This window comes from Mesorhizobium sp. M1329, assembly GCF_040318035.1.
GTDB lineage: Bacteria > Pseudomonadota > Alphaproteobacteria > Rhizobiales > Rhizobiaceae > Mesorhizobium.
Window position 1 is genome coordinate 108,968 of the sequence record NZ_JAMYLN010000001.1, and the last position, 18,720, is coordinate 127,687.

Annotated in this window: 22 protein-coding genes; 14 read left to right on the plus strand and 8 right to left on the minus strand. The window is 62.1% G+C overall.

Translation table 11 applies throughout. The features are described 5' to 3' along the window. Window positions 1–16: 16 nt before the first annotated feature. Window positions 17–430, minus strand: a complete 414-nt coding sequence (locus NKH21_RS00560; RefSeq protein ID WP_352862689.1) for a hypothetical protein — start codon at window positions 428–430, stop codon at window positions 17–19. Window positions 431–666: 236 nt separating this feature from the next. On the opposite strand from NKH21_RS00560, the gene NKH21_RS00565 reads away from it, so the two are divergent. From NKH21_RS00565 to NKH21_RS00590, 6 genes are all read left to right on the plus strand, one after another. Beyond that, window positions 667–2,274, plus strand: a complete 1,608-nt coding sequence (locus NKH21_RS00565; RefSeq protein WP_352862690.1) for a carboxyl transferase domain-containing protein — start codon at window positions 667–669, stop codon at window positions 2,272–2,274. Between the two features lies 1 nt (window position 2,275). After that, window positions 2,276–2,806, plus strand: coding sequence for an O-acetyl-ADP-ribose deacetylase (locus NKH21_RS00570; RefSeq protein WP_352862691.1), 531 nt, complete (start codon window positions 2,276–2,278; stop codon window positions 2,804–2,806). Window positions 2,807–2,921: 115 nt separating this feature from the next. Continuing rightward, on the plus strand, window positions 2,922–3,296 hold the full coding sequence (locus NKH21_RS00575; protein WP_352862886.1) for a hypothetical protein: 375 nt from the start codon (window positions 2,922–2,924) through the stop codon (window positions 3,294–3,296). A gap of 31 nt (window positions 3,297–3,327) precedes the next feature. Then, window positions 3,328–3,708, plus strand: a complete 381-nt coding sequence (locus NKH21_RS00580) for a hypothetical protein (protein ID WP_352665920.1) — start codon at window positions 3,328–3,330, stop codon at window positions 3,706–3,708. A gap of 44 nt (window positions 3,709–3,752) precedes the next feature. Beyond that, window positions 3,753–4,127, plus strand: coding sequence for a hypothetical protein (locus NKH21_RS00585; RefSeq protein ID WP_352862692.1), 375 nt, complete (start codon window positions 3,753–3,755; stop codon window positions 4,125–4,127). Between the two features lie 112 nt (window positions 4,128–4,239). Beyond that, a complete protein-coding gene (locus NKH21_RS00590; protein WP_352862693.1) occupies window positions 4,240–6,228 on the plus strand; it encodes an acetyl/propionyl/methylcrotonyl-CoA carboxylase subunit alpha in 1,989 nt (662 codons plus the stop codon). 98 nt (window positions 6,229–6,326) lie between these two features. Here the strand turns inward: NKH21_RS00590 and NKH21_RS00595 are convergent, their stop codons facing one another. Then, window positions 6,327–7,448, minus strand: a complete 1,122-nt coding sequence (locus NKH21_RS00595) for a branched-chain amino acid ABC transporter substrate-binding protein (RefSeq protein WP_352862694.1) — start codon at window positions 7,446–7,448, stop codon at window positions 6,327–6,329. A gap of 382 nt (window positions 7,449–7,830) precedes the next feature. After that, window positions 7,831–8,097, minus strand: coding sequence for an SEL1-like repeat protein (locus tag NKH21_RS00600; protein WP_010915070.1), 267 nt, complete (start codon window positions 8,095–8,097; stop codon window positions 7,831–7,833). Window positions 8,098–8,556: 459 nt separating this feature from the next. Here NKH21_RS00600 and NKH21_RS00605 point away from each other — a divergent pair, with 459 nt between their 5' ends. The 5 genes from NKH21_RS00605 to NKH21_RS00625 all read left to right on the plus strand — a co-directional run bounded on the left by NKH21_RS00605 (window position 8,557) and on the right by NKH21_RS00625 (window position 12,298). Further along, complete coding sequence (locus NKH21_RS00605; protein ID WP_352490872.1) at window positions 8,557–8,901, plus strand: DUF2147 domain-containing protein; 345 nt, start codon at window positions 8,557–8,559, stop codon at window positions 8,899–8,901. Window positions 8,902–9,110: 209 nt separating this feature from the next. Further along, complete coding sequence (locus NKH21_RS00610; RefSeq protein ID WP_023718367.1) at window positions 9,111–9,263, plus strand: hypothetical protein; 153 nt, start codon at window positions 9,111–9,113, stop codon at window positions 9,261–9,263. 30 nt (window positions 9,264–9,293) lie between these two features. Continuing rightward, a complete protein-coding gene (locus tag NKH21_RS00615; protein ID WP_352862695.1) occupies window positions 9,294–9,488 on the plus strand; it encodes a hypothetical protein in 195 nt (64 codons plus the stop codon). A gap of 190 nt (window positions 9,489–9,678) precedes the next feature. After that, window positions 9,679–11,181 (plus strand): AMP nucleosidase, encoded by a 1,503-nt coding sequence (locus NKH21_RS00620; RefSeq protein WP_352490870.1) that lies wholly within the window; start codon window positions 9,679–9,681, stop codon window positions 11,179–11,181. Window positions 11,182–11,260: 79 nt separating this feature from the next. Next, window positions 11,261–12,298, plus strand: coding sequence for an endonuclease/exonuclease/phosphatase family protein (locus NKH21_RS00625; RefSeq protein ID WP_352862696.1), 1,038 nt, complete (start codon window positions 11,261–11,263; stop codon window positions 12,296–12,298). Window positions 12,299–12,328: 30 nt separating this feature from the next. Here NKH21_RS00625 and NKH21_RS00630 read toward each other — a convergent pair whose 3' ends face one another. The 3 genes from NKH21_RS00630 to NKH21_RS00640 form a co-directional block, all read right to left on the minus strand. Next, the gene (locus NKH21_RS00630; RefSeq protein ID WP_352862697.1) at window positions 12,329–12,925 is read right to left on the minus strand and encodes a DUF922 domain-containing protein; all 597 of its coding nucleotides are present in this window, start codon (window positions 12,923–12,925) and stop codon (window positions 12,329–12,331) included. Between the two features lie 111 nt (window positions 12,926–13,036). Further along, a complete protein-coding gene (locus tag NKH21_RS00635; RefSeq protein ID WP_352862698.1) occupies window positions 13,037–14,716 on the minus strand; it encodes an electron transfer flavoprotein-ubiquinone oxidoreductase in 1,680 nt (559 codons plus the stop codon). 106 nt (window positions 14,717–14,822) lie between these two features. Continuing rightward, window positions 14,823–15,005, minus strand: coding sequence for a hypothetical protein (locus tag NKH21_RS00640; RefSeq protein WP_352490949.1), 183 nt, complete (start codon window positions 15,003–15,005; stop codon window positions 14,823–14,825). On the opposite strand from NKH21_RS00640, the gene NKH21_RS00645 reads away from it, so the two are divergent. The 3 genes from NKH21_RS00645 (at window position 14,956) to NKH21_RS00655 (ending at window position 17,444) form a co-directional block, all read left to right on the plus strand. Then, on the plus strand, window positions 14,956–15,600 hold the full coding sequence (locus tag NKH21_RS00645) for a hypothetical protein (protein WP_352665909.1): 645 nt from the start codon (window positions 14,956–14,958) through the stop codon (window positions 15,598–15,600). The genes NKH21_RS00640 and NKH21_RS00645 overlap by 50 nt on opposite strands. 37 nt (window positions 15,601–15,637) lie before the next feature. Beyond that, entirely contained in the window at window positions 15,638–16,519 is an 882-nt protein-coding gene (locus tag NKH21_RS00650) for a uracil-DNA glycosylase (RefSeq protein WP_352862699.1), read from the plus strand. 106 nt (window positions 16,520–16,625) lie between these two features. Beyond that, a complete protein-coding gene (locus NKH21_RS00655) occupies window positions 16,626–17,444 on the plus strand; it encodes a helix-turn-helix domain-containing protein (RefSeq protein WP_352862700.1) in 819 nt (272 codons plus the stop codon). On the opposite strand, the gene NKH21_RS00660 is transcribed toward NKH21_RS00655, so the two are convergent. Continuing rightward, a complete protein-coding gene (locus tag NKH21_RS00660) occupies window positions 17,445–18,422 on the minus strand; it encodes a DMT family transporter (RefSeq protein WP_502911823.1) in 978 nt (325 codons plus the stop codon). It abuts the gene before it with no gap. Continuing rightward, window positions 18,419–18,643 carry a hypothetical protein gene (locus tag NKH21_RS00665; protein ID WP_352862896.1) on the minus strand — a complete coding sequence of 75 codons (225 nt, stop codon included), beginning with the start codon at window positions 18,641–18,643 and terminating at the stop codon, window positions 18,419–18,421. Before NKH21_RS00665 ends, NKH21_RS00660 begins: the two co-directional genes overlap by 4 nt. Between the last annotated feature and the right edge of the window lie 77 nt (window positions 18,644–18,720).

An 18,720-nucleotide genomic window follows, 5' to 3' on the forward strand; every position in this document is an offset into this window, starting at 1 on the left:
GCTCCGCTCCCCCCTCTCAGACGAATGCCTTCGGCAGATCGGCGGTCGGCTTGGCAACAATCTGGTGCGCGTCGCGCCACAGAACCTCGCGCTGGCGCGAAGACGTAATCGACCGCACCGGCAAGCCGCCTTCTTCGATCAACCAGGCGCAATAGCGCGCCCGGCTGATCGCCTCTCTGGCGTCCGGATTGAACCAGCAGACGCCCCAGATGGAGTTGCGGCGCTTGAAATGCCGGCCAACTCTTCCCGGACTGGGCAGGTGGTGGTTGAACCAGTCGAACTGATCTTCCAGTTCGCTTTGAATCCAGTTCGGGCAGCCGTTCCGGTACAGATACCAGGACGCCCGGAAGAAGCCGGTCTCCACACGGCTCGCCGGATGGATCAGCGGCGTGACAAACCGCACATACATGATGACACCCGCGGTGCTCACGCGAACCGCGTTCCTCTTGCTCAAATTCGGGATGTGGAAGGCCGCCCTTCGGCGGCGTCAGGCCATGGCCGAAGGGAGACATCTTGCGAAATGCATGTACATGCCTTTCATCGCTGCCTCCTGAGAGTGTCATTGACGCCGGACCGAACTATGCCGAGCTTGGCACGCGACGGTAGGGGCCGGCTGATATACTGATTACCTAGCGGCATCAAGGATTTTTAGGAAACGATAGAGCAATGGCCCCGCTGCAAACCCAGATCTCGTCCGCCTCCGACGCCTTCCGCGCCAATGCCGAGCGCATGCGGGCGCTGGTCGCCGATATTGCGGAAAAAGCTGCCGCCATCGAACGCGGTGGCTCGGAGGAAGCGCGTGAACGGCACGTCTCGCGCGGCAAGCTCCTGCCGCGGCAACGCCTCGCCCAATTGCTGGATACCGGCTCGCCCTTCCTCGAGATCGGCCAGTTCGCCGCTTGGTCGATGTATGGCGAGGACGTCCCTTCGGCCGGCCTCATCGCCGGCATCGGGCGCGTCGAAGGCACCGAAGTGATGGTCGTCGTCAATGACGCCACGGTGAAGGGCGGCACCTACTATCCGCTGACGGTGAAGAAGCATCTGCGTGCACAGGAGATCGCGCTACAGAACAATCTGCCTTGCGTCTATCTGGTCGACAGCGGCGGCGCCAATCTGCCCAATCAGGATGAGGTGTTTCCCGACCGCGATCATTTTGGCCGCATCTTCTACAACCAGGCCAACATGTCGGCCGCCGGCATTCCGCAGATCGCCTGCGTCATGGGTTCGTGCACGGCCGGCGGCGCCTATGTGCCTGCGATGTCGGACGAGACAATCATGGTGCGCAACCAGGCAACCATCTTTCTCGGCGGGCCGCCGCTGGTGAAGGCGGCCACCGGCGAGGACGTCACCGCCGAGGACCTCGGTGGCGCCGACGTGCACACAAGGCTTTCCGGCGTTGCCGACCATTATGCGCTCGACGACGAGCATGCGCTGGCCATATGCCGGCGTATCGTCAAAAACCTGAATCGGAACAAGAATGTAAGCTTGGCCTTGCAGAAATCGATTCCGCCGCTTCACGATCCACATGAACTCTACGGCATCGTGCCTACGGATCTGCGCCAGCCTTACGACGTGCGCGAGGTGATCGCCCGCATCGTCGACGGCTCCGAGTTCGATGAGTTCAAGCAGAATTACGGCACCACGCTGGTCACCGGCTTCGCTCACCTCAGCGGCATGCCGGTCGGCATCGTCGCCAACAATGGCGTGCTGTTTTCGGAAAGCGCGCTGAAGGGCGCGCACTTCATCGAGCTGTGCTGCCAGCGCAGGGTGCCGCTGATTTTCCTGCAGAACATCGCCGGCTTCATGGTCGGGCGAAAATACGAGGCCGGCGGAATCGCCAAGGACGGCGCCAAGCTGGTGATGGCGGTCGCCACCGCCAAGGTGCCGAAAGTAACGATGATCATCGGTGGCTCGTTCGGCGCGGGCAATTACGGCATGTGCGGACGCGCCTATTCGCCACGCTTCCTGTGGATGTGGCCGAATGCCCGCATTTCGGTGATGGGCGGCGAGCAGGCGGCAACGGTGCTGGCCGTGGTCAAGCGCGAAGGCATCGAGCGCAAGGGCGGCGAATGGAGCGCCGAGGAGGAAGCGAAATTCAAGAAGCCGATCCTGATGAAGTACGAGCACGAAGGCCACCCGCTCTATTCGTCGGCAAGGCTCTGGGACGACGGCATCATCGACCCGGCCAAGACCCGCGAGGTGCTGGCGCTCAGCCTTTCGGCCGCGCTCAACGCCGAGATCGAGGAGACACGCTTCGGCGTGTTCAGGATGTGAGATGAGCGAAACCGGCCAGAGGATTCGCATTCAAACCGGCGACATCACGAAGCTGGCGGTCGATGCCATCGTCAACGCCGCCAACACCTCGCTGCTGGGCGGCGGTGGCGTGGACGGCGCCATTCACCGCGCGGCCGGTCCCGAGCTTCTGGCAGAATGCCGGACCTTGAATGGCTGCAAGGTCGGCGACGCAAAAATCACCAAGGGCTACAGGCTGCCCGCGCGCTACGTCATCCACACGGTCGGGCCGGTCTGGCAAGGCGGCAGCAAAGGAGAGAGCGAACTGCTCGCCTCCTGCTATCGCCGGTCGCTCGAAATCGCCGCCGCAAAGGACTGCCGGACGGTGGCGTTTCCAGCGATCTCGACCGGGGCCTACCGCTATCCGAAGGATCAGGCGACGCAGATCGCCGTTGGCACCGTGAGCGCCTTCATCGGCCAGCACGCGGTTCCGGAAATCGTCATTTTCTGCTGCTTCGACGAGCCGACGGCCGAATTGTATCGGCGGGTCGTTGCTGCACTCGGCAGGGTGTGACCCTGCGCCGGCGGCCCCGTCCACATCTCCATAACTATTTTTTGCTTCTTGATCTGGCCAGACGAAAGAATCGCGGCTATTGATCATCGCAAATACCAATGGGGATTGGGCGAAGATGAGGCGGCGGGTTCTTCAGAGAACAACTGTGCATTTACTTGCAGGGTTGCTTATATTAGTGACCCCTGGCATCGGCGCAGCGGAGTCGTTGGCAGGAAGCAAGGGCGAGACCCGTTTCTATCCCTATTTGCCGCAGAACCCGAAGGATCCATGTACCAAGGCCTACAAGGCCTATGTAGCGGCCGGCGGCCATTCAGCCTATGCAACCACCCCGTATTCCCGGGTGCGTTCGCTGTACATCATCTGCGGCTCGCGCTTGAATGCACCGTCACAGCAAGCTGCCGAAGAGTTGGCGTTGAAATCCTGTCAGGTCACCCGCAACAGTTACAGGGTTACAACAGGTGGGGGCTGCGAAATCGCTGCCTCCAAATAAGCGAATATCTTTCAGTGTTGGGGTTTCTCAAATGGGCTGGGCAATGAAATCTTTATCCATCAGGCGAACAACCATATCGGTACTTGCACTGCTTATGGCCTCTGCACCGAATGTCGGCGCCGCCGAATCGCTGGCGGGAAGCAAGGGCGACAGCCGTTTTCCGGTCTATTTTGCACCGGGTACAATCGGAGGCTGCGGCAAGAATTACAAGGACTATGTGGCGGCTGGCGGTCACTCGGCCTACGCGATGACGCCGTTCAACTGGGCAACCGAATTCACTATTTGCGGTGCTTATCTGAATGCAACATCCCAGAAGGCTGCCGAAGCGCTGGCGTTGAAGTCCTGCCAGTCCGCGCGCAGCAAGTACAAGGTCACGACTGCAGGGGCATGCGCCATAGCTGCCTCCAAATAGGCCGACACTCGGCGGCCTTCGACGTTTCCAATGGGTGGGAAAAAATGAAGTCTATCAGCGTCAAACAAGCAGTCTTCTTGCTAATAACTGGGTTGCTTCTAATCTCGGGCCCCAATGTCGGCACGGCGGAATCACTGGCTGGAAGCAAGGGCGACGTCCGCTTCTACCCGTATTTTCCGGCAACCGCGGATCGGCCATGCACCAAGGCATATAAGGCCTATGTGGCGGCCAGCGGCCATTCAGCTTATGCGACCACTCCGTATTCCCGGGTGCGTTCGTTGTACATCCTGTGCGGCTCACGCTTGAATGCGCCCTCGCAAAAGGCTGCCGAGGATATGGCGATGAAATCCTGTCAGGCCACCCGCAACCGTTACAAGGTCACGACCGGGGGAGCTTGCGAAATCGCGGCCTCAAAGTAGGCAGGCCTCGCTTGCCTACCCTTTGACCGCCAGACTACAAAGCAGGGCATCGCCGCAGCTCGCGTGACGAGAATTCGCGCCGTTGGCGGCAAGCTCTGCCTGTGGAGGCCCGATGTTCGCCAAGATCCTGATCGCTAACCGTGGCGAGATCGCCTGCCGGGTGATCCGCACGGCACGCAGGATGGGTGTGCGCAGCGTCGCCGTCTATTCCGATGCCGACGCTCACGCCTTGCATATCGAAATGGCCGACGAAGCGGTGCATATCGGCGCCTCTCCCGCCACCGAAAGCTATCTGGGCGGCGACAAGATCATCGCGGCGGCCTTGGCCACAGGTGCCGAGGCCATCCATCCGGGCTACGGCTTTCTTTCGGAAAACCCCGATTTCGTCGACCAGGTCGCGGCGGCTGGGCTGATCTTCATTGGGCCGTCGGCGGCCTCGATCCGTGCCATGGGACTGAAGGACGCGGCCAAGCGGCTGATGGAAAAGGCCGGCGTGCCTGTCGTTCCGGGCTACCATGGCGAAGCGCAGGAGATCGTGTTGCTCGCCTCCAAGGCGCGCGAGATAGGCTACCCGGTGCTGATCAAGGCGCGCGCCGGCGGCGGCGGCAAGGGCATGCGGCGTGTCGAGCATCCCGATGATTTTTCTGAAGCACTGTCGGGCGCACGGCGCGAGGCGAAAGCCGCGTTCGGTGACGACCGCGTCTTGGTGGAAAAATATGTCGACAAGCCGCGCCACATCGAAGTGCAGGTGTTTGGTGACAATTTCGGCAACGCCGTGCATCTTCACGAACGTGACTGCTCGGCGCAGCGCCGCCATCAGAAGGTGATCGAGGAAGCCCCTGCCCCGGGCATGACGCCGGCACTGCGCAAGGCGATGACCGAGGCGGCGGTGAAAGCCGCCAAGGCAATCCACTATTCCGGCGCCGGTACCATCGAGTTCATCGTCGATGCCTCGCAAGGTCTGAAGGCCGACCGTTTCTGGTTCATGGAAATGAACACCCGCCTGCAGGTCGAGCACCCAATCACCGAAATGGTCACTGGCATCGACCTGGTCGAGTGGCAGCTACGGGTAGCCTCCGGCGAAAAACTGCCGAAGACGCAGAGCGAGATCGCGCTCTCCGGCCACGCCTTCGAGGCGCGCATCTATGCCGAGGACGCGGCGAGAGGGTTTTTGCCGGCGACCGGCACCTTGCACCATCTGAAATTTCCGCAGCCGTCACCGGAGGGTGCGACCATGCGCATCGAAACCGGTGTGCGCGCCGGTGATGCGATCTCGCCGTTTTACGACCCGATGATCGCCAAGCTGATCGTTCATGGCAAGGACCGACGTGCGGCGCTCACGGCTCTTGGCGCGGCGCTGTCGCAGACCGAAATCGCCGGCTCGACGGTCAACACTGCCTTTCTTGCCGCGCTGGCCGCTGATGCGGATTTTGCGGCGGGCGATGTCGATACCGGCCTGATCGCCAGGCATCAACTGGCGTTGACGGCGGTTCCGCCGCCGAGCGGTGAGACAATTGCCGCCGCGGCACTTGCCGCGTCCGGTGCGAGCGAGTTGCTGTCCTTGGACGATCCCTGGTCGTCGCTGGCAGGCTATGCGCATTTCCACGCTGTGGTGCGGCGCACGCTGCTGAAGTTTGGCGAGCAGGAGATCGTCGCGCGCGTGTCGGTGCGGCCGGACGGACGGTTCGAGGTGGCGCTGGATGCGCCCTATGACAGCGTCAATTCGCATGATCTTCGCGCGGCACCTCGCCTCGCCCGCTGGCCGGGCCACGTCACGGTCTTCGATGGCGCCATCGGCTACGGTTTTGCCGTGCCGGATCCGCTGGCGCGAGCCGACGAAGCCGCCGCCGCTTCCGGCAGCCTGCGCGCTCCAATGCCCGGCCTGGTCAAATTGGTGCGTGCAGCCAGAGGCGAGTCCGTGATCAAGGGCCAGCCGCTGCTGATCCTGGAGGCGATGAAGATGGAGCACACCATTGCCGCGCCCCATGACGGGGTTATCGCCGAGATCGCTGCCGAAGGCGCGCAGGTCACCGACGGGACCGTGCTGGTTCGCTTTGCTGAGGAACCTCAGTCGACTGCTGTTTCCCTATCCACGAAGTGATCTCTAACGCGTTACAGAGGCGTCGCCAAAGACAACATGGCCGGGTTTGACCCCGGCCATGTTCGATTACAGCCGCGCGTCTTGCTGCGCCGCGGCCATCATGGCTGGATCGGCGCGTATTTGCCGTCGTGCCACTGGTTGATGTCGTAGCTGGCGTTCTTGAGGTCGCCCTTCTCGTCGAAGGTGACCGGGCCGACAACCGTGCTGATCGGCTGGCCGTTCTTCAACGCTTCGGCGACTTTTGCCGGATCGTCGCTGCCGGCGCGTTTGATGCCTTCGGCGAAGGCCTGGATCACCGCATAGGAAAACAGCGTGAAACCCTCCGGCACGAAGCCGCCGGCCTTGATCTTGGCGATGGCTTCCTTGGCTTCGGGCTTCGCCTGCGGATCCGACGGGAAGACGAACATGGTGCCTTCGCCGGCCGGACCGGCAACCTGCCAGAATTCTGGCGTGGCAATCGAGTCCGGCATGATCAGCTGATACTTCAGGTTCTGTTCCGCCGACTGGCGCAGGATGAGGCCGGCTTCGGGGTGATAGCCGCCGAAATAGACGACGTCAGGCTTCAGGTCCTTGAGCTTGGTGACAAGCGCCGCGTAATCCTTTTCACCGGCGTTGATGCCTTCGTACATGACCTCCTTGAGACCACCCGCATTCATCGTCGCCTTGACGGCGTCGGCCACGCCCTGTCCGTAGGCGCTCTTGTCATGCAGGATGACGACGTTTTTGCCGGCATATTTCTTGGCGATCCACGGACCGATGAAGGCGCCTTGCGCATCATCGCGCGTGTAGAGACGCATGATAGTCGGCCAGCCGGCCTTCGCCGCCGCATCGGTCAGCACCGGGTTCGACGAAGCCGGGCTCATCATCAGCGCGCCGGCTTCGGCATAGACGGCAGAGGCCGGGATGCTGGAGCCCGAACAGGCATGGCCGTCGATGAACTTGACACCATTGGCGACGATGCGGTTGGCGACCGAAACCGCCTGCTTCGGATCGCACTGGTCGTCCTCGATGTCGAGTTTGACCTGGCGGCCATCGACGCCGCCGGCCGCGTTGATCGCGTCGGCAGCGGCTTGCGCCCCGTGTTTGAACTGATCGCCGATGGTGGCAAGCTGACCGGTCATCGGTCCGACCACCGAAAAGGTGATGTCATCGGCGAAGGCGACTGGCGCGGTCATCATCAAGCCAAATATGGCTGCGCTCAAAATACTGAATTTCTTCATGGTGACACAACTCCTCCACTCTCGCGCGACCATTCCGGCCGCGCCTCTTCCAGAGTGGCGGGAGAATTTCATCCTTCACCGGAGCTGTCTAGACGCATCGCCGGCACTCAATTGGGCCTGCAACACGCTGTCCCAAAGACAAAGCCGCGCCAGCCTTGTTCCGGCCGGTCGCGGCTTTTGTCATCAAGCTTCCCGAGGTGGGACCCGCTCGCCTTCCCTCTTTTGTCCAGTTTATTGCACGGCTCGTCCGCCGTGTTCTTGATCTTGTTGGCCCAGCCGTCATGCGCGGCCTTGATTTTTCGGGCCCGGCCGTCTGCGCGGCCTTGACCCGAAGCGTCCCTGTCGTGAGGTCATCACCCCTGTGAAGTCGATGCCGGCGAATTCAGTGCATCGTCATCCATTCGCGGGCTTCGCGCAGCGCCTTAGCGATTTCGACTTTCGACATGGCGGCCGATAATTCAGAGCGCAGTTCCGCGGCGCGGGCCGAACCCTTGATCGCGGCGATGTTGAACCATTTGTGGGCGGCGACGACATCGGTCTCGCAATCGCGGCCGGTCGCATACATCATGCCCAACTCGAAAAGAATATCGGCCTGGGCAGTTGCCCCCATGGCGCCGAAGCCGGCTTCAAGCATTTCAAAACGTGCCATTTCAAATCCCCTGTTCTGGCTCCCGAGAGCTGTCTCCGTCTGTCCCTCGGTGTCCTTGATCACCTTCGGGGGCGGCCGCTCTTTCGATGCTTTCGAGAATGCCGCAGAGGCTTGAATCCGTCGTTAAATGGCGTGCTTAATTTGAGGAAAACAAAGCTAAAACAAGAGGTAAACGCGAAAATCCGTTAAGGATACAAAGCCAGCAATCGCGCCGGTTTGCACAAAATTTAAAGAAAACTTGCGAGGCGCGGATCAAGACTCCGCTAACCACAGAAGACAAAGACGTGTGCGGCCCGTTTCATTTTTCGCCGGCGCGGCCGTTCGGGAGCGGGCAAAAACCCGCAACCCTTCTGTCGCGGCACCGCTTTTGTTTTTCCGGGAGCTGGACTAGCTTACGTTTGCGTAAGGGGCAGACAGCCGGGGCGGAGCGCGATTGGATTTGCCTGAGGGAGGAGAGACATGTTTCGACAAGTGAGCCTGGCCCTCGCGGCCGCAATAGTGATGACCGGCGCGGCATGGGCCGATCCGATCGAAGGCAATTGGAAAACGCAAGCCGGATCGACTGCCGCCATTTCGGGTGGCGGCGGGGCATTTTCGATTACGCTCAAATCCGGCAAATTTGCCGGCAAGAACATCGGTTCACTGAAGGTTGCCGGCGACAACAAATATGCCGGCACCATAACCGACCCGGAAACGGACAAGACCTATTCGGGCAAGGCTTCGCTTTCCGGCAGTTCGCTCAAGATGAGCGGCTGCGTGCTCGGCGGGCTGATCTGCAAGAGCCAGACCTGGCACAAGCTCTGATCGTGCTTTTCCTGCCGTGGTGAGCGGGGCCAGTCGGCCCCGTTTTCATGTTATCGGTCTCGCAGCCATGGCGTCGCCATGGGTCGCTGCACTCAAGGCGGACCCTCTCAGAGATCATCAACCATTTTGAACCCCAGATGAACGCCGGGATCAGAGCCGGTTCAGCCTGGGCAAGGCATTGTCATGCGTGTTGAAGGAGACACCGCGCAATGCTTGCCCGCCGCTTCACCATCGTCTGCCTGTTGATGAGCCTGTTCGGCATGCTGTTCGCCGTCCTTGTCGCCGAAGCCGGCCGTCCGGCCCGCGCCTGGGACGTCGCCATTTCCTGCCGGCTCGGTTGCCCGAACCAGCTTCGCCACTGAACCCGCCAGCGAGACATAGAAAACCACGCCATGACCCGCCTCACTGCCAATGTCGTCAAGACCCTTCGGCTTCTGCCGCGGACGGCGCTCATCCTGATCCTCCTGGCGGCCCCTGTCCTGGCCGTGCCGACGATGCGCGCCGATGCCGGTTCGACCATCGAGGCGCCTGCGCTGAGGAAGTCCGGCGTCGGCTTTGTGCTGCTGGTCAGCTTGCGGCGCGGCTGATGCATGTCGCGCAAAAAGTGTGCAGCGGTTTTGCGATGACGGCATGCATGATAGCAGGGACCTGAAGCGTGTCACATTAGGCCGGATGGGCGCGACGCGCTTTAGGCCACTGGGAAGAAAAACGCCCACAGCGCGTCCTGAAACCGCCTTACCCCCTCCCAACGGCGCACCCAACTCTCTATATTAGGTCATGGAAAAGCGAATCTATCCCCGAGCCATCGAATCTGTCGTTACGCCGGAGCCGTTTAGCCGACAGAGCTTCGACGATGCCAAGAAGGCGGTTGCCGCCTTGCAGGTGCTTTACGACCGCAATACCAAGTTCCTGCGCGATTCATTTACCGCGCTCGCCGCCGGCGGTGACAACAACAAGCGCTACCGGGCCTTCTACCCGGAGATCGGCGTCACCACGAGTTCATTCACACAGATCGACTCGCGGCAGGCCTATGGCCACATGCCGACGCCGGGACATTTCTCAACCACCATCACCCAGCCTGCTCTTTTCGAAAGCTACCTCACCGAACAGCTTCGCCTGATCATGCGCAACCACGGCGTTCCGGTCACAGTCTCGGAATCGACCACTCCCATCCCGCTGCATTTCGCTTTCCTCGAAGGCACCCATGTCGACGGCACTGCTGCCGAACGCATCAAACGGCCGATCCGTGACCTGTTCGACGTGCCGGACCTCGACGGCACTGATGACCAGATCGCCAACGGCACGTTCGAAGTGGGATTGGGCGAGGCACGGCCGCTGGCACCGTTCACCGCGCAACGCATCGATTATTCGCTGCACCGGATGTCGCACTATACGGCGACCAGCCCCCAGCATTTCCAGAACTTCGTGCTGTTCACCAACTACCAATTCTATATCGACGAATTCGTCGCCCGTGCACGCGAATTGATGGCCAATGGCGGTGACGGATATGTCGAGTTCGTCGAGCCGGGCAACATCGTAACCAAAGTGGGAGGCGGCGCGCCCGGTGAGAGTGCTGCGCCATCTCGCCTGCCGCAGATGCCGGCCTATCATCTGAAGAAGCCGAACCATGGCGGCATCACCATGGTCAATATCGGCGTTGGTCCTTCCAACGCCAAGACGATCACCGACCATATTGCGGTGCTCCGGCCGCATGCCTGGGTGATGCTGGGCCATTGCGCCGGCCTGCGCAACACGCAGGCGCTGGGCGATTATGTGCTGGCGCATGCCTATGTACGGGAAGACCATGTCCTTGACGACGATCTTCCGGTCTGGGTGCCGATCCCGCCGCTAGCCGAAATCCAGGTGGCGCTGCAGGAAGCGGTCGCCGAGGTCACCGGGCTTTCCGGATATGATCTCAAGCGCATCATGCGCACCGGCACCGTCGCCACTATCGACAACCGCAATTGGGAGCTGCGCGACCAGCGCGGGCCGGTGCAGAGGCTGTCGCAGTCGCGCGCGATCGCGCTCGATATGGAATCGGCGACGATCGCCGCCAATGGCTTCCGCTTCCGGGTGCCCTATGGCACGCTGCTTTGCGTATCCGACAAGCCGCTGCATGGCGAATTGAAGTTGCCCGGCATGGCGACCGAGTTCTACAAGCGGCAAGTAGCGCAGCATCTGACCATCGGCATCAGGGCGATGGAGAAGCTGGCTGAAATGCCGATGGAGCGACTGCATTCGCGCAAGCTCAGGAGCTTTTCGGAAACTGCCTTCCAGTAATGCCGAATCGCATGTGTCGGTCCAGGTCAGGACATTTCGTCATCTTGATTGAGCCGCACTTCTGCCGATAGACAAAGCGATGGCACGTGTTCTGGACATGACGGTTGCGCTGGCATTCGTCGCAATGCTTGCACTTTCGGCCGCGCTGGTGGTCGGGTTTCTCGGATCGCTGCATCCGGCCCTCGATTCCTTTGCTCATTTCCGCGTCCATTTTTCCGTGCTGATGGCACTTTGCGCACTGCCGCTGCTCGCCACCTCGTTTCGCCTGCAGGCCGCGGCCGCATTGCTGTTTGCGGTGGCCGCGTTTGCCACCACGTCGAATGCCTTGCCGCTTTCGCGGCTATGGCAGGTGCAGGCCGCCTACGAAGCCAAACCCGGTGGCGGGGCGGTCTACCGCCTGCTGCAGATGAACCTCAGGTTCAACAATCCAACGCCTGAGAAGGTGCTGTCGCTGATCGGCCGGACGCAGCCTGATGTGATCACCCTCGACGAGGTGTCCGAGATGTGGAAGGCAAAGCTTGCGCTGCTGTCCGGCGCCTATCCCTACCGGATCCTGTGCCCGTATCCCAATGGCGTATTCGGCGTTGCGCTGCTGTCTAGACGACCGTTTGCCATAGGCACGGAGCCGCACTGCGACAGCCGCGGCGCGATGGCGATCGCCACGGTCGATTTCGGCGGAACCGACGTTGATGTCGCCGCCATCCACCTCACGTGGCCATGGCCCCACAACCAATCACGGCAGATTGGAGGGTTGTCTGACGAAATCGCTTCGCTTGGTGAGACGTCGATCCTGGCAGGCGACTGTAACGCAGCGCCATGGAGCGCCGCCGTCCGGCGCGTCGCATCGCTTGGCAAGCTGACTGTAATGCCGTCGGTCGGGCCGACCTGGCTCTACAGAAGGCTGCCGGATTTCCTGCGCTTCGCCGGACTGCCGATCGACCAGGTTTTCAGCAAGGGCGCCATCGTTATCCGTTCGGCGTCGACCCTTGAGGACACCGGCTCAGACCATCTGCCGGTGCTGGTGGAGTTTTCGCTACGGTCGGATGAACAAAAGCCGCTCGACGAGCACCAGACGGCGACCGCGCTTGCGGCGCTGCCTGGCGGGACGCGAAGCTGAAAATCCGCAGTCCAATCTCGACCTGGCTTATTACTGGCCCACAAAAGCGCGGATGAGGTGCTCGACAGGGCCGCCGTCGCGATGCTCGTGCGCATCAAAGGCGATCTGCTTTGCCTCGTATTCGGCATAGATGGCATTGATCCGGCGCTTTGCCTCGCGACGTGCCTCGAAACAGTGCGGGTCATCACCGACTGTCAGCCCTCGAACCGACTTTTCGGTGGCCCGCATCATCTGTCTGGCGATGCGGCCATGGGTCTCTTCATGGGCGCGGACGCCAGCGAAGAACCGCTTCCAGCGCTTCTGCAGCGCCGGCGACGTGGCTGAGGCTAGTTTGGGATAGGTATAGAAGAGATTGAGCGTCCCGTTGGCCTGGCGCAGGCGGCAGACGCCGTTTTCCGTGTAGGCGTCGAAGGTCCAATCATCGACGCTGTAGCCGGTCTGGGCGATGGCGTGGGTCATGAAGCCGTGCTTCGGCCCACCGCGATCCATGGCCTCGATCAGGGCCGCGCCGGTGGTTCCGGCAATGTTATAAGTTCGTGTCTTGACCAATACTTTAGTGTCGGCCAAGGCTGAAGGGGTGCACAACGCCCAGATCGCCACAGCGCTCGTCAGAACTGCCAGACGCATTTTTCCTTCCTCCCTGTCGCCACAGAAAGGAAACACAGGCAGGCGGTCTATTCAACAATCCTACGGTTGCGCTGCTCCTCATCTTGTTTGGTCCGGAGCAAACCTTGTGACTTACATGTTCTGGTAGACCGGGCCCTCGCCGCCCTGTGGCGGCACCCAATTTATGTTCTGGTCCGGGTCCTTGATATCGCAAGTCTTGCAGTGCACGCAGTTCTGCGCGTTGATGACGAAGCGCACATCCTTGGCGGCAGGATCGGCGGCGGCATTGCCATCCTTGTCGACCCACTCATAGACGCTGGCCGGGCAGTAACGCGTCGAGGGCCCGGCATAGACGTCATGCTCGGAGCGCTTCTGCAGGTCCATGTCGGCGACGAGCAGATGCACCGGCTCGTTCTCCTCGTGGTTGGTGTTGGACAGGAACACCGACGACAGCCGGTCGAAGGTCAGCACCCCGTCCGGCTTCGGGTAGGCGATCTTCTGGTGCGCGGCGGCCGGTTCCAGCGTGGCGTGGTCGGCCTTGCCGTGCTTCATCGTGCCGAAGGGCGAAAAGCCGAACAGCGTGTTCAGCCACATGTCGAGGCCGCCAAGGCCGACGCCGACAATGGTGCCGAAGCGCGACCATAACGGCTTGACGTTGCGCACTTTCTTCAGGTCCTTGCCGATATCGGTAGCGCGCCAGGCGGCCTCGTAGGAGGCCAGCTCGTCATTGGCGCGGCCGGCGGCTATCGCATCACAGACATGCTCGGCCGCCAGCATTCCCGAGAGCACGGCATTGTGCGAGCCCTTGATGCGCGGCACGTTGACGAAGCCGGCCGCGCAGCCGATCAGCGCGCCGCCGGGGAAGGACAGTTTCGGCACCGACTGCCAGCCGCCTTCGGTGATGGCGCGGGCACCATAGCCCAGACGCTTGGCACCTTCGAAGGTGCCGCGGATCGCCGGATGGGTCTTGAAGCGCTGGAACTCGTCAAACGGCGACAGATAGGGGTTCTTGTAGTTCAGGTGAACGACGAAGCCGACTGCCACCTGATTGTCCTCGAGATGGTAGAGGAAGGAGCCGCCGCCGGTCTTCATATCGAGCGGCCAGCCGAAGGAATGCTGGACAAGGCCCGGCCGGTGGTTTTCCGGTTTGACCTGCCAGAGTTCCTTGAGGCCGATGCCGTATTTTCCGGGCTCACGGCCGTCGGAAAGGTGGTACTTGGCGATCAGCTGCTTGGCCAGCGAGCCGCGCGCGCCCTCGCCGATCAAGACATATTTGCCCATCAGCGCCATGCCCGGCGCAAAGCCCGGACCGTGCGTGCCGTCCTTCTCGACACCCATGTCGCCGGTGACGACGCCGGTGACCGCACCGGCCTCGTTGTAGAGCAGGCCGACCGCGGCAAAGCCCGGATAGATCTCGACGCCCAGCGCCTCGGCCTTTGTCGCCAGCCAGCGGCAGACATTGCCGAGCGAGACGATATAGTTGCCATGATTGTTCATCAGCGGCGGCATCAGGATATTGGGCAGACGGAACGAACCGGCGGGGCCGAGAACCAGGAAATGGTCGTCGGTGACCGGTGTCCTGAAGGGATGACCCTCCTCTTCGCGCCAGCCGGGCAGCAGCCGGTCGATGCCGATCGGATCGACGACGGCGCCGGACAGGATGTGCGCGCCGACTTCGCCGCCCTTTTCGAGCACGACGACGGAAAGCTCGGGATTGACCTGCTTGAGACGGATGGCGGCGGCAAGGCCGGCCGGGCCGGCGCCGACGATGACCACGTCGAATTCCATGCTTTCGCGTTCGATATCGCTCATCGACCCCTCACTGGCTCGCTATTCCCGGCATCTTGCTGGCTCACGCGTTGCATAGCGCATCAAATAGCGACGGGAAACCGGCGAGGACGTGACAATACCGATTTCGTCAAAAAGTCGCGTCCTGCCGCACAGATTCGCCGTGGCGAGCATCAATCTTCAATCCTATTCCGTTTGCACAGATATGTCGCACCGATGTTTTTAATTGTTCGACGGCTTGCTTATCGGCCATACTTCCCGCCATGCGCATATTCGGGCCGGCTGGCTTTTCATCGACGCGCTTTTTTTTCACGCCCGGCCGGATTTGCCGTGCGGCGCTCTTGGCGCTTCTGCCGCTCACGGCCCTGGATGCCCATGCCGAGCAGCAACTGGTCTGGGCGACAGGCGCCTATTCCTTTTCCGATGAGCGCGGCGGCTTCCGCATCACCGGGGCTTCCGGCATCGGCACGAAGGAGGATCCGCTAGTCATCACCGAAGAGCTGAATTCAGCGACGCCGGTAACGCTGGCCATTCGCACGACAAAGCCGATCCAGCCGTTCGGCAAGGCGGGAGACTTCGCCAACGGTCTGATGTACATGCGCATCGACGTGCTCAACAATAGCGGCCAGGCCTGGGTCGAGTTCCAGTTCGAACTCCAGGAGATCCTCGATCAGCCGAGCGTGTTCGGCGACGGCCTGTCGTTCGACCAGCGCAACAAAACGCCCGAAAATATCTGGTCGAGCAGCTACGCCGATTTCGACCGCAATTTCGAACCGTATGACCGCCTGCTGTTCAAAAACGGCAAGATCGACCCGCTGAAGACCGCCAGCTTCTATTTCCTGATCACCGACTACACGCCGCGCTGGACGTTCTATCTGGTGCAGGATCCGCGCATACCGTCGAGCTGAACTTGCAAATTCAAGCGCCGCGGCCGAATGTGAAACCATGACTGCCGCCCCCCCCAATAGCCGAGCCGATCTCGCCGAGTTGCTGGCCTTCTACGCCAGCGCCGGCGTCGACGAGGCACTTGAAGAACAGCCGGTAAACAGGTTTGCAGAAGCCAGGCCGCCGGAGCGGGCGCCCGCGGCGGCCGCTCTGCCGGCCGGTGAAAATGCGGCGCCACAACGTTCGACGAGCGTGTCGCGCGCCGAAATGGGCGAGAGACCGAATACGGCACCGGTAGTGCGAACGTCCCCGGCCATGTCAACGGTGCCCGATGAGGCGCAAGCGGCATTGGCGCGGCAACTGGCGAGGTCGGCGGCAAACCTCGACGAGCTTCGCCAGCACATGGCGACCTTCGACGGCTGCAATCTCAAATTCACCGCCAAGAACCTGGTGTTCGCCGACGGCAATCCGACTGCCGCGGTGATGCTGGTCGGCGAAGCACCGGGCCGCGACGAGGACATAGAGGGTCTGCCGTTCGTCGGCCGTTCGGGCCGGCTGCTCGACCGCATGCTGGCCGCGATCGGTCTTGATCGGAATTCTGTCTATATCGCCAATGTCATTCCCTGGCGGCCGCCGGGCAACCGCACGCCGACGCCGCACGAGACCGAGATCTGCCGGCCGTTCATCGAGCGGCAGATCGAACTGGTCAATCCGAAGGTGCTGGTTAATCTCGGCGGCCCGTCGGCAAAGACCCTGCTCAACACCTCCGAAGGCATATTGCGGCTGCGCGGCAACTGGCGCGTCCACACGACCCCGTCTGGCGTCGCCATTCCCGCCATGCCGACCCTGCATCCGGCCTATTTGTTGAGAACGCCGGCGCACAAGAAGCTGGCGTGGCGGGATTTCCTCGAAGTGAAGGCGAAGTTGCGTGCGCTTGGGTAATGGGTGCAGAGCGCGTCTTCCGTTCTCCCCTTGCGAGGAAGGAAGGGCGGCATCATGACCTCGCAGGCAATTGAAATGCGCCCACTTCCGGCCTAGTCGTCTCGTCATGACAGCAGCCCAGATTTCCGCCGGCAGTCTCATTCGCGAATGGCGTACACGCCGGCGCATGAGCCAGCTCGACCTTGCTATGGAGGCCGAGATCTCGCAGCGGCATCTGAGTTTCGTGGAAAGCGGCCGCACCGCACCCTCGCGTGATATGGTGTTGCATCTGGCAGAGCAGCTCTCGATCCCGCTCAGGCAGCGCAACCAGCTGCTGCTGGCCGCCGGCTTTGCTCCGAGCTTCAGCGAACGACCACTTGACGATGCCTCGATGGCACCGGCGATGGCGGCGGTCGAGACCGTGCTCAAGGCGCACGAGCCGTTCCCGGCGCTTGCCGTGGACCGGCATTGGAACCTGGTATCGGCGAACGCCGCCATCGGCCCGTTCCTCGCCAATGTCGCCGATGCCTCCCTGCTGAAGCCGTCGGTCAACGTGTTGCGCCTCAGCCTGCATCCCGGCGGCATCGCGCCGCGCATCGTCAACCTTGCGGAGTGGCGGACGCATCTTCTGGAGCGGCTAAAGCGGCAGAACGACGCTACCGCCGATCCGGTTCTGGTCGAGCTCGAGCGCGAGCTTCGGGCCTATCCGTCCGGCCTTAAAGGCAGCCGGCCGGCGCCGGTCGAACCAAACGCGATTGTCCATCCGCTCAAGCTTGCCCATGGCGACGCGGTGCTGTCGTTCATCAGCACCATCACCGTGTTCGGCACGCCGCTCGACGTGACGCTGTCGGAACTGGCGATCGAATCTTTTTTCCCCGCCGACGAGCAGACGCGGGCGGTGCTGATGCGGCTGGCGAAAGAGCGGACCGACGCAGCGAAGGGCTGATCACCCTTCCGGCGCGACGGCCTTGCGGGTGCGGGTGCGTTCGAGACCCAGCTGGCGCTCGCGCCAGATGATGAAAATCCCCGCCGCAACCACGATCATGCCGCCGACCAGCATGTTGATCGTGGCGACGTCGCCAAAGACCAGATAGCCGACGACGACGCCGAGGATCATCGAAGTGTATTCGAAGGGTGCCACGACGGAAGCCTCGGCATGGCGATAGGCCGAGGTCATCAGGATCTGGCCAAGCCCGCCGCAAAAACCCGCGGCAACCAGAAGCCCCGCCTGTGCTGGCGTCAGCGCCTGCCAGCCAAATGGCAGCGAAAGCAGCGCCATGACGCTCGCAGTTACCGAAAACCACAGCACGATGGTCGCCGTCCGCTCGCTCTGGACGAGGTTGCGAACCAGGAGCATGGCGATTGCCGAGATCGCCGCGGCGATGAGGGCGGCGATGACGCCGAGCACCTCCTGATCGCCAAGGGCAGCGCCCGAACTGAGCAGCGTCAGTTCCGGCCACGAGATGATCAGCACCCCGACCAGGCCGACGGCAACCGCACTCCAGCGATAGATGCGGATGGCTTCGCCGAGGAAGATCGAACTGAACACCACGACCAGCAGCGGCTGCGCGTAGTTCAGCGTGATCGCCTCCGGCAGCGGCAGCCGCGTCAGCGCGAAGAAGCCGAGCCCCATGGCACAGACACCGACGACGCCGCGCGCAATGTGGTTGAGCGGGCGCTTCGTCGAAAAGGCGGTTCCGAGTTTTCCCTGGAAGGCGAGGAAGGCGATGATCGGAAAGATGGCGAAGAAGGAGCGGAAGAAGACGATCTGGCCCGCCGGCACGGTGCCTGCCGCCTTGATGCAGGACGACATGCCGACGAAGACCGCCACCGATACGATCTTGAGCACGATCCCGGTCAGCGTGCTGTGCTCGCCGGCGTGGTCGCCGGCAGCAAGCACTGGCAAATCCGGTCTGGCTGTCACGCCCCTTTTGCTTCCTTGATCGCCGCCCAGATGCGCGCCGGCGTTGCCGGCATGTCGATATGCCTGATGCCGTAGGGGCGGCAGAGCGCGTCGGTCACCGCATCGAGCGCGGCAGGCGTCGACCCGATCGTACCCGCCTCCCCGGCGCCCTTGATGAAGGCCATATCCTCGCGACGCGATGTAGAGGCGCTCATTCCGAATTTCGGCGTGACGACGGTCATGGAAGCCTCGCGACGATGCTTGGGAAATGATCGCCCGAAATAGACGTCGCTGCAGTTTTGTCGAGGGAGTGTTTCGT